The sequence below is a fragment of the Rhizobium sp. 32-5/1 genome, assembly GCF_029537235.1.
Lineage (GTDB): Bacteria > Pseudomonadota > Alphaproteobacteria > Rhizobiales > Rhizobiaceae > Pararhizobium.
Window position 1 is genome coordinate 2,172,952 of the sequence record NZ_CP120638.1, and the last position, 9,549, is coordinate 2,182,500.

General features: G+C 55.0%; 6 protein-coding genes, 1 tRNA gene, 2 rRNA genes and 1 pseudogene (1 of these 10 only partly in view). 1 reads left to right on the forward strand and 9 read right to left on the reverse strand.

Annotation, left to right across the window (positions count from 1 at the left end; all coding sequences use genetic code 11):
- Positions 1-181 precede the first annotated feature (181 nt).
- On the reverse strand, positions 182-1,114 hold the full coding sequence (locus tag P6U16_RS11200) for a dihydrodipicolinate synthase family protein (RefSeq protein ID WP_277700674.1): 933 nt from the start codon (positions 1,112-1,114) through the stop codon (positions 182-184).
- A gap of 338 nt (positions 1,115-1,452) precedes the next feature.
- Between P6U16_RS11200 and P6U16_RS11205 the strand changes: the two are divergent.
- Positions 1,453-2,495, forward strand: a pseudogene (locus P6U16_RS11205) (IS3 family transposase); the annotation flags it as partial.
- 27 nt (positions 2,496-2,522) lie between these two features.
- Here the strand turns inward: P6U16_RS11205 and P6U16_RS11210 are convergent.
- The 8 genes from P6U16_RS11210 to P6U16_RS11245 form a co-directional block, all read right to left on the reverse strand.
- Entirely contained in the window at positions 2,523-3,107 is a 585-nt protein-coding gene (locus P6U16_RS11210; protein WP_277700675.1) for a plasmid pRiA4b ORF-3 family protein, read from the reverse strand.
- On the reverse strand, positions 3,107-4,759 hold the full coding sequence (locus P6U16_RS11215) for an IS66 family transposase (protein WP_277700676.1): 1,653 nt from the start codon (positions 4,757-4,759) through the stop codon (positions 3,107-3,109). The genes P6U16_RS11210 and P6U16_RS11215 overlap by 1 nt, the downstream gene beginning before the upstream one ends.
- A 78-nt stretch (positions 4,760-4,837) precedes the next feature.
- On the reverse strand, positions 4,838-5,185 hold the full coding sequence (gene tnpB / locus P6U16_RS11220) for an IS66 family insertion sequence element accessory protein TnpB (RefSeq protein WP_277700677.1): 348 nt from the start codon (positions 5,183-5,185) through the stop codon (positions 4,838-4,840).
- Positions 5,182-5,523: a transposase gene (locus P6U16_RS11225; protein WP_277700678.1), complete on the reverse strand. Its 342-nt coding sequence runs from the start codon at positions 5,521-5,523 to the stop codon at positions 5,182-5,184. Before P6U16_RS11225 ends, tnpB begins: the two co-directional genes overlap by 4 nt.
- 477 nt (positions 5,524-6,000) lie before the next feature.
- Positions 6,001-6,077 (reverse strand) — tRNA-Met (locus tag P6U16_RS11230).
- A 251-nt stretch (positions 6,078-6,328) separates the two neighbouring features.
- A 5S ribosomal RNA gene (gene rrf / locus P6U16_RS11235) occupies positions 6,329-6,443 on the reverse strand.
- 276 nt (positions 6,444-6,719) lie between these two features.
- Positions 6,720-9,521: ribosomal RNA gene (locus P6U16_RS11240) — 23S ribosomal RNA — on the reverse strand.
- Positions 9,507-9,549 carry the final stretch of a hypothetical protein gene (locus P6U16_RS11245; protein ID WP_277700679.1) on the reverse strand. The gene runs 164 nt beyond the window's last position, so 43 of the gene's 207 nt are visible here — the last part of the coding sequence; its start codon lies off the right edge, out of view — the gene reads right to left on this strand; its stop codon occupies positions 9,507-9,509. The genes P6U16_RS11240 and P6U16_RS11245 overlap by 15 nt, the downstream gene beginning before the upstream one ends.

A 9,549-nucleotide genomic window follows, 5' to 3' on the forward strand; every position in this document is an offset into this window, starting at 1 on the left:
ATGAGTTTTCGCATACTGACGGTGATGTCGAGATTTGCAGTTGCGATGCAAATCACCTTCATGCCGGCTTGCAAACCGCAAGTTCATCGAATGCAAATATTGGGCAAGCCAGCCGAAGTTCGGAAGCCTTCAGCCTGCCTCACTTCTACAAGTACTGACAGGCCGGCTGCGTGATTGGCAACTATGCGTAGCGTGCTGCGTACCAGGACTTAAACAGCGCGTATTGATTTTCAAGATGTCGCTGTTGCGAGGCCGAAAGTCTGTCCGTTTCGTTGAAGTGGAGGGTATATTCCGCATCACCATTGAGAACCATCAAATATTTATAGTGCAGGACAAGATCCGGTCCCTCGTCATACGTCGACAGAACAGTCAGCGCTTCTTCAAGTTCCAGTGCCTCGCGACGTGCGGCTGCATCACCTGTGGCTGCCTTAATGCAGAGCGATACGAGATGAAGGACCTCTTTTGGCAACGCATTTCCGATGCCCGTAATCGCGCCGCCCGCGCCACAATTGACAAAACCGTGAAATACACCAGTGTCGACGCCAATCATCAGGGTGAGGCTATCGTCGCCTGAGGTGATATTCTCTGCCGCATAGCTCATGTCCTTCTTGCCGCCAAATTCCTTGAAACCGACAAGATTGGAAAAGCGCGCGCGCAGATCGAAGAAAAGCTCTGCACGGGTGGCAAAGCCATAATAAGGACTGTTGTAGATTACCGCTGGCAGGTCTTTCGCTGCCGAGAGGATCGCTGAAAAATGTTCCCGCTGAGCGGACACGGACGAGCCGCGCGACAGCACTCGCGGAATGACCATGAGACCTTTTGCACCGACCTTGGCGGCATGCGCGGCATGGGAGACCGCAGATGCGGTATTGATGGCTCCCGTCCCAACAATGACAGGCACGCCTGCTTCCGCGAGTCTGCGTACACCTTCCTGCCTCTGTTCATCCGTGAGCAAGGGCCAGTCGCCCATGGATCCGCAATAGACAACGGCGGACATGCCCGCCGCAATCAGTTCCTTGCCCTTGCGGACCAAGAGCTCGAAATTCGGCGTCCGGTCAGTATTGCATGGCGTCATGAGTGCAGGAATGCAGCCACTGAATATGTTCTGTGTCATGGAATTCTCCCAAAAGTGAAAAAGACAATCAGTTCGCCTGATATATCAGACGAGGTTGTCTTGTGTCTATCCCCCCAATATCCGGCAGTGGATCTTAATCAAGCTGTTAGTAAGCATCTCAGTAGCCAAAAGAGCAGCGTTGATATTTCATGGGATGAGAAAGTTATCGCCGTAGACAAGCCGAAATTTTTCCCACCACACCTTCCAACTCTCTCCGGAAGCCAAGCCTACGCTTAGGCCCTATTGATCAAGCCTCCGCATAAGGTGTGATAATCCCCCGCATATTAACGGGGCTTCAAAAGTAGAATTTTCTCGGCAATATGATCGAGGAGAATTCGATGAAGATGAGCAGATTTAGCGAACCACAAATCCTTGGAATCCTTCGCCAAGCAGAAGGTGGGGTCCCTGTGCCCGAGTCATGCCGGGAACACGGGATGAGGACAGCCTCCTTTTACAAATGGCGATCCAAATACGGCGGCATGAATGCCTCGATAATCAGCCAGATGAAGGCTCCGGAGGATGGGAACCGTCGGCGGAAGAAGATGTATGCCGAAATGAGCATGCAGGCCGAGCTTCCGAAGGAGGCTCTTGGAAAAAAATGACGCGGCCCTCTCAATGCCGGGAGCCTTACGGCAAATGCAAGCATTTGCCCGTCGGCCAAAAGGGATAGCTGGGAAAGCAGTGGCGCTACATGGGGTCAGCATTGCGTTGGCCTGCGTACCTTCGATGTCAGCGAGACATGTTATCGTTACCGCGCCAAGCTGAACGAGGAGAACGAGCAGATCGCCGATCTCCTGATCGGGCTGACGAGGGCGAGGAAGACCTAGGGCTTCGGCCTGTGTTTTCTGTACCTGCGCAATGTCCGGGGACATCGCTGGAACCACAAGCGCGTGTATCGCATCTACCGCGGGCTCGAATTGAACTTCAGGCTCAAGCCACGCAAGCGTTTGTGGCGGGTCAAGCCCGATGCGGAGACCGTGCCGGAAGCTCCGAACCTGGTTTGGTCCATGGATTTCATGGCGGATCGTTTGGAAGAAGGTAGGCAATTCCGGCTGCTGAATGTCTTGGACGGCTTCAACCGCGAGGGTTGGGCATCGAGGTGGATTTTTCGCTGCCTGCCGAACGCGTCATCTGCAGTCTGAACCAGATCATTGAATGGCGCGGCAAACCGTTCGCCATTCGTGTGGATAATGGACCTGAATATGTCAGTGGTAATTTGATGGGATGGGTCGAAACGCAAGGAATTGCCTTGAGCCACATTCAGCCCGGAAAGCCGCAACAGAATGCCTGTGTCGAGCGCTACAACCGCACCGTCCGACATGAATGGCTCGACCAATACATCATTGAAAGCATCGAGGAGGCACAGGAATTCGCCACGCAGTGTAAGCATTCGCCGAAGGCCGCAGTTTCAGGCCTTCTTTCGCGTTCGGCGTTTCCATTTCGCAGCCAGAGCTTCGACGTTTTTGCCGAGACTTCTGGAATCGACCTCTCCGGGGTCGTAGTCTGAGCTTCCCCACCATTCGAGCAGTTCTTGATGTCGCTCATGGTTGACGTCGGCAAGAGCCTCGCGGAACTCTTCATAGCCCCAAGGGCCGCCAACATCCTCCGGAGGACACCGTCCGACAACCTCGAGAAGGAATGGATCGTCAAAGCCGGCCGTCGCTGGAAAGATCTTTTCGATTTTCACGGTGTGCGTCCAGCCGTCGCCGAAGTCATAGAGGTACTTGAATGATTTCGCGCCGATATCTTCGATGGCAGCAAGAAGCGTTTCCTTGCGTGCATCGATGGGACCATCAAAGTCACCATCAGGCACGCCAAACCCGATGTCACGGATCCTGAACTCATACAGATGACTGTTGGTCCAACCGAAAGCCTCCTGAAGAACTTCATGAAGCCGGTCAAGCCGAATGCGGAATGGGACGACAACGCGCCGCATCACCAAGGGATCAACGTCATCGAGCGTGATCTTCAAGCGAACGAGAGGACCTGCCATCAGGCTGCCTGCCTCAGTGGCGAGGTCTTGGTTTTCCGCCAATTCCAGGGGAGAAGCTCATCAAGGCGGCTGGCTGGATGATCGGCGATGCGGGCGAGAACATCGGCAAGCCAAGCCTGTGGGTCAATGCGGTTCATTTTCGCGGTGACGATCAGGCTGTACATGGCCGCTGCCCTTTGTCCTCCGCGATCGGAACCGGCAAATAGCCAGGCTTTTCGTCCGAGCGCCACACCGCGCAGAGAGCGCTCCGCGCAATTGTTCGACAGGCAGATACGCCCGTCGTCGAGGAAGCGGGTGAAGGATTCCCAACGGTTCAGCATGTAGTCAAACGCCTTTGCCAAGTCATTGTCGCGCGGCAACCGGGCGCGGTGTTCGCGTATCCATATCTCCATGTCGCCGATCAGCGGTTTTGACAACTGCTGGCGGATTGCCTTTCGTTCATCTGCAGTGCGGCCATTGATATGGCGTTCGATTTCGAACAATGCGTCGATCCGCTGCACCATGTTCAAGGCGACCGGCGAGATGACGGCGGCACCTTTACCCTGCGCTTTTCGGCGCGCGTTGGCCTCCAGATCGGCTTGCGCAAAGAATGGTCGTCTGGCATGCGCCCAACACGCCGCCTCATGAATCGGGCCCGGACTTCGATCAGGAAGATAAAGCTGGCCATAGCCCGTATAGGCATCCGCCTGAAGGATACCGCTATAGTTGGCCAGATGCGCCTGTGGATGTTCGCCGGCCCGGTCCCGGGAATAATAGAACATCGCCGACGGAGGCGCCGTACCGCCAAACGGAGCATCGTCCTTGACATAGCTCCATATCCGACCGGTGACGGTCTTGCCGAGAGCGAGAACCGGCACGGTCGTGTCATCACCGTGGATCCGTTCAGACGCGAACGTATGGCTTTCAATCCGCCGCACCAGCGGGTCAAGGACCTGGCAGCACGCGCCAATCGCGTCTGCTGCAGTCGACAGACTGATCGGCACACCTTCCAGGGCAAAACGTTCGACCTGGCGATTGAGGGGAATGTGCTGGCCGAACTTGTCGCAGAGCATCATCGCCAAAAAGCTCGGACCAGCCCACCCTCTCGGTATGACATGGAAGGGTGCAGGTGCCTGGCTGATCTTCTCGCAGTCACGGCAGGTGAACTTTTCCCGCACCGTCTGAATGACCTTCCAGCTCCGCGGTACGCTCTCCATCGTTTCGGTGATGTCTTCGCCGAGCTTGCGAAGCCGTTCACCGCCACAGCAACTGCAGGTAACCGGGCCTGGCACCACGGCACGCTCACGCGGCAGATGTTCCGGAAATGGCTTCTTGACCGGCCGCTTGCGCGTAAAGCCGGTGACCGCAACCGCTGCAGCAACGGCCATTTCGGCGGCAAGCTCATCTTCGGTCGCCGTCGCTTCGGCGTCCTCAAGCATCAGCTCCATCTGCGCAATCAGCCGTGCCGTACGTTCCGACTTCTGACCGCGCAGTTCCCGTTGCAGCTTTTCGATATAGACTTTCTGGCGAAGAATGATGGCCTGATCGTCGGCCTCCTTGGCCTTGGCAACAGCCAATTCGGCCAAGGCTGTAGCCCGTTCCGCCCGCGCTGTCGCCAGCTCTGCCTCCAGGGCAGCGGCATGATCACGGTGATTTTCCGAGCCGGTTTCCATGCTCGAACTCAATCACAAAACCACTGATTTGCATAGGTTTTCTTGATGCCAATGGCGGCAAATCCCGCCCAAAAAACACTATCCAGCGCTCGTCGGGCGCCATGTCTGCTGCGGGTTTCGCCAGTCAATTCCCTCAAGCAAATAGGACATCTGGCCAGCCGTCAGCGCAATCGCTCCACCCTCCGTCGTCGGCCAAATGAAACGGCCGCGCTCGAGCCGCTTTGCGTATAGCGAAAGCCCAATTCCGTCATGCCAAAGAGCCTTGATCAGCCGGCCGCTTTTCCCGCGGAAGACAAAAACGTCACCCTTGAACGGGTCTCGACCCAGACCTTCCTGCACGATCAGAGCCAGGCCCTGCATTCCCTTGCGCATATCGCAATGGCCGCTCGCAATCCAAACCCGCACGCTCGAACTGATCGGGATCATTTGAGCGCACGCATCACTGCTGCGGCAAGATCACAAGGCGCCCCGGACGCAATCCTCACCTTGATACCGTTCGCAAAGTCCACAACGATGGTCGCCGCACCACCATCGCCGTCGCCAGGAACGTCCAGGACAGTCGCTGGCACGAAAGCCGGCCCAACTTTCACAGACAGCGCTTGGCGCCGCCACGTGTAGAGCAGCCCCGTCGAAACATCAAAACGACGCGCTACTGCCGAGACATTTGCCCCCGGAGCAAATGCTGCTTCCAGAATTTCCAGCCGTTCATCCGGTGACCAACGACGACGCCGTTCTTGACCCGTCAGCAAAATGGCCTGTGCCATAGTTCCTCATTGCGCTCTTAAGTCCACTCTCAAGAGCGCAAAATCACAATCTCGGCAAATCCCCGCAAGGCGGTCCACACCGGAGGGATACCACGCAGTGGCTATGGACGTACAACAATGAACGGCCCAATAGGGGCATCGGCGGCATCACACCCGCACAGAAACTGAAAATGGCCGCGTGAATTCTACCTTGGAGCCCTGTTAAAAAACGAGGGGATTACCGTTTCGCCATCTGCGGATGGGAAGTCTCCAGACCTGATGATCGTCGGCCGGCTGGCTTCCATCCTCGCCTCGATGCAGGCGTTTGAGGACTACAGCGCGGGTTGCGGGCGCGGCCTAAAAACGCGTCCGCCCGCCGTGTTAGGGCGGATTGCGTTTGGTTAGATTGACACGGAGGCCAAACGCAAAAAGCTCCTCGACCGCTATGGTGAGGAGCTTAGAAGCAAATATTCGGAGTGGTCAATTTACCATTGTGTTTGGTTGCGGGGGCAGGATTTGAACCTGCGGCCTTCAGGTTATGAGCCTGACGAGCTACCGGGCTGCTCCACCCCGCGCCAAGCGCATTCGGCATTGCCGAATGTCGCGATTGTGTAACTGCTTTGCAGTTACACTTACTACCTGAGCAAATCCCTTGGGATTTGTCTCATGTTAGGGAGGCACCGTCACGCATGCGACGGCTTCTCCCTGAGATTTTCTGATCCGGCTTAACGTACCGAAGCAAAAAGGCCGCTTGATGGCGGCCCGTTGTTTCGGCTTTGGCCGAGGATGAAGAGAAGATGGTTTGGTATTTTCTTGCCTTTAATAGACCTGGCAGCGACCTACTCTCCCGCGTCTTAAGACGGAGTACCATTGGCGCAGGGGCGTTTCACGGCCGTGTTCGGAATGGGAACGGGTGCAGCCACCCCGCAATAACCACCAGGTCAACTAAGGGCAAGAATTGCGCTGGCGACAGCGCAAAACCAAATGAGAAGCTGGTTCACTCTAGGAGTGATTAGGGATTAGTCGTTAGTGACTAGTCTATTTGAACACGTCTTTTTCTAAGCTGCTTTGGGCCCATCCGGAGCGAAAGCTCCGCAAGGCCAAGCGGCCGTCGCGTCTCGTGACGCGGCCCGTCCGGAGCGTTTTTCACGCGCCAGGACATAAAGAAAGGGATCATTAAAGCGCCGGAGGCGCTTTGATGAGCACTAGCAATGAGAACAATCAAGCCAATCGAACTATTAGTACCGGTAAGCTTCATGCATCGCTGCACTTCCACACCCGGCCTATCAACGTGGTAGTCTTCCACGGTTCTCAAGGGAATACTCGTTTTTAGGTTGGTTTCCCGCTTAGATGCCTTCAGCGGTTATCCATTCCACATATAGCTACCCTGCTATGCCGTTGGCACGACAACAGGTCCACCAGAGATGTGTCCACCCCGGTCCTCTCGTACTAGGGGCAGATCCTATCAATATTCCTACACCTACGGCAGATAGGGACCGAACTGTCTCACGACGTTCTGAACCCAGCTCACGTACCGCTTTAATTGGCGAACAGCCAAACCCTTGGGACCTGCTCCAGCCCCAGGATGCGATGAGCCGACATCGAGGTGCCAAACAACCCCGTCGATATGGACTCTTGGGGGTCATCAGCCTGTTATCCCCGGCGTACCTTTTATCCGTTGAGCGATGGCCCTTCCACGCGGGACCACCGGATCACTATGACCGACTTTCGTCTCTGCTCGACTTGTCAGTCTCGCAGTCAGGCGGGCTTATGCCATTGCACTCGACGAACGATTTCCGACCGTTCTGAGCCCACCATCGCGCGCCTCCGTTACTCTTTCGGAGGCGACCGCCCCAGTCAAACTACCCACCATACACTGTCCCGGATCCGGATAACGGACCGCGGTTAGACATCCATGACGATAAGGGTGGTATTTCAAGGATGGCTCCACCTGAACTGGCGTCCAAGCTTCAAAGCCTACCACCTATCCTACACATGCCGACACGAATGCCAGTGTAAAGCTATAGTAAAGGTGCACGGGGTCTTTCCGTCTGACCGCAGGAACCCCGCATCTTCACGGGGAATTCAATTTCACTGAGTCTATGCTGGAGACAGCGGGGAAGTCGTTACGCCATTCGTGCAGGTCGGAACTTACCCGACAAGGAATTTCGCTACCTTAGGACCGTTATAGTTACGGCCGCCGTTTACTGGGGCTTCAGTTCAAAGCTTGCACCTCTCCCTTTAACCTTCCAGCACCGGGCAGGCGTCAGACCCTATACGTCGTCTTGCGACTTCGCAGAGCCCTGTGTTTTTGATAAACAGTCGCTACCCCCTGGTCTGTGCCACCTCTTTCCACTTGCGTAAAAAGAGGTCACGCTTCTTCCGAAGTTACGCGTGCAATTTGCCGAGTTCCTTCAGCATAGTTCTCTCAAGCGCCTTGGTATACTCTACCTGACCACCTGTGTCGGTTTCGGGTACGGTCTATATTGGTGGAGCTATTTCCTGGAACCGCTCCGCTGCCCTTCCAATCCAATAAGAAAGAACAACTTGTGCAATCCGTCACTACCACCAGGCCCACGAATATTAACGTGGTTCCCATCGACTACGCATGTCTGCCTCGTCTTAGGGGCCGGCTAACCCTGCTCAGATTAACTTTAAGCAGGAACCCTTGGTCTTTCGGCGAGGGAGTCTCTCACTCCCTTTATCGTTACTCATGTCAACATTCGCACTTCCGATACCTCCAGGGGCCCTCACGGGTCCCCCTTCACAGGCTTACGGAACGCTCTGCTACCACCAACTGACAAGTCAGTTGATCCTCAGCTTCGGTGCATGGCTTTAGCCCCGTTACATTTTCGGCGCAAAGACCCTTATTTAGACCAGTGAGCTGTTACGCTTTCTTTAAATGATGGCTGCTTCTAAGCCAACATCCTGGTTGTTTTGGGATCCTCACATCCTTTCCCACTTAGCCATGACTTGGGGACCTTAGCTGGAGGTCAGGGTTGTTGCCCTCTTCACGACGGACGTTAGCACCCGCCGTGTGTCTGCCGATTAGTACTCTCAGGTATTCGGAGTTTGGTTAGGATCAGTAAGACGGTGAGTCCCCATAGCCCATCCAGTGCTCTACCCCCTGAGGTATTCGATCGACGCACTACCTAAATAGTTTTCGCAGAGAACCAGCTATCTCCGAGTTTGATTGGCCTTTCACCCCTAACCACAAGTCATCCCAATCTATTGCAACAGATGCGGGTTCGGTCCTCCAGTTGGTGTTACCCAACCTTCAACCTGCTCATGGCTAGATCACTCGGTTTCGGGTCTAATGCGACGAACTGAACGCCCTATTCAGACTCGCTTTCGCTGCGCCTTCACCTATCGGCTTAAGCTTGCTCGTCACACTAAGTCGTTGACCCATTATACAAAAGGTACGCCGTCAGGCTTGCGCCCTCCGACTGTTTGTAGGCAACCGGTTTCAGGTTCTATTTCACTCCCCTTGTCGGGGTGCTTTTCACCTTTCCCTCACGGTACTTGTTCGCTATCGGTCATGCACGAGTACTTAGGCTTGGAGAGTGGTCTCCCCATGTTCAGACAGGATTTCACGTGTCCCGCCCTACTCTAGGACAATGAGTGTTCTACATGTACGGGGCTATCACCCGCTACGGCCGGACTTTCCATTCCGTTCCACTTTATTCCTCATTGCCACTGGCCTGGTCCGCGTTCGCTCGCCACTACTTACGGAGTCTCGGTTGATGTCCTTTCCTGCAGGTACTTAGATGTTTCAGTTCCCTGCGTTCGCTTCTTACCCCTATGTATTCGAAAGTAAGATACCTTATGATAATACCTAGAAATCTAAACCGTTCTTGCGAACGGCTTAAACTTTCTAGGTATTTAAGGTGGGTTTCCCCATTCGGAAATCCATGGATCAAAGCTTATTCGCAGCTCCCCACGGCTTATCGCAGCGTATCACGTCCTTCATCGCCTGTGCATGCCAAGGCATCCACCAATTGCCCTTATTTCACTTGATCGTTCTCATTGCCAATGCTCATCATCTGT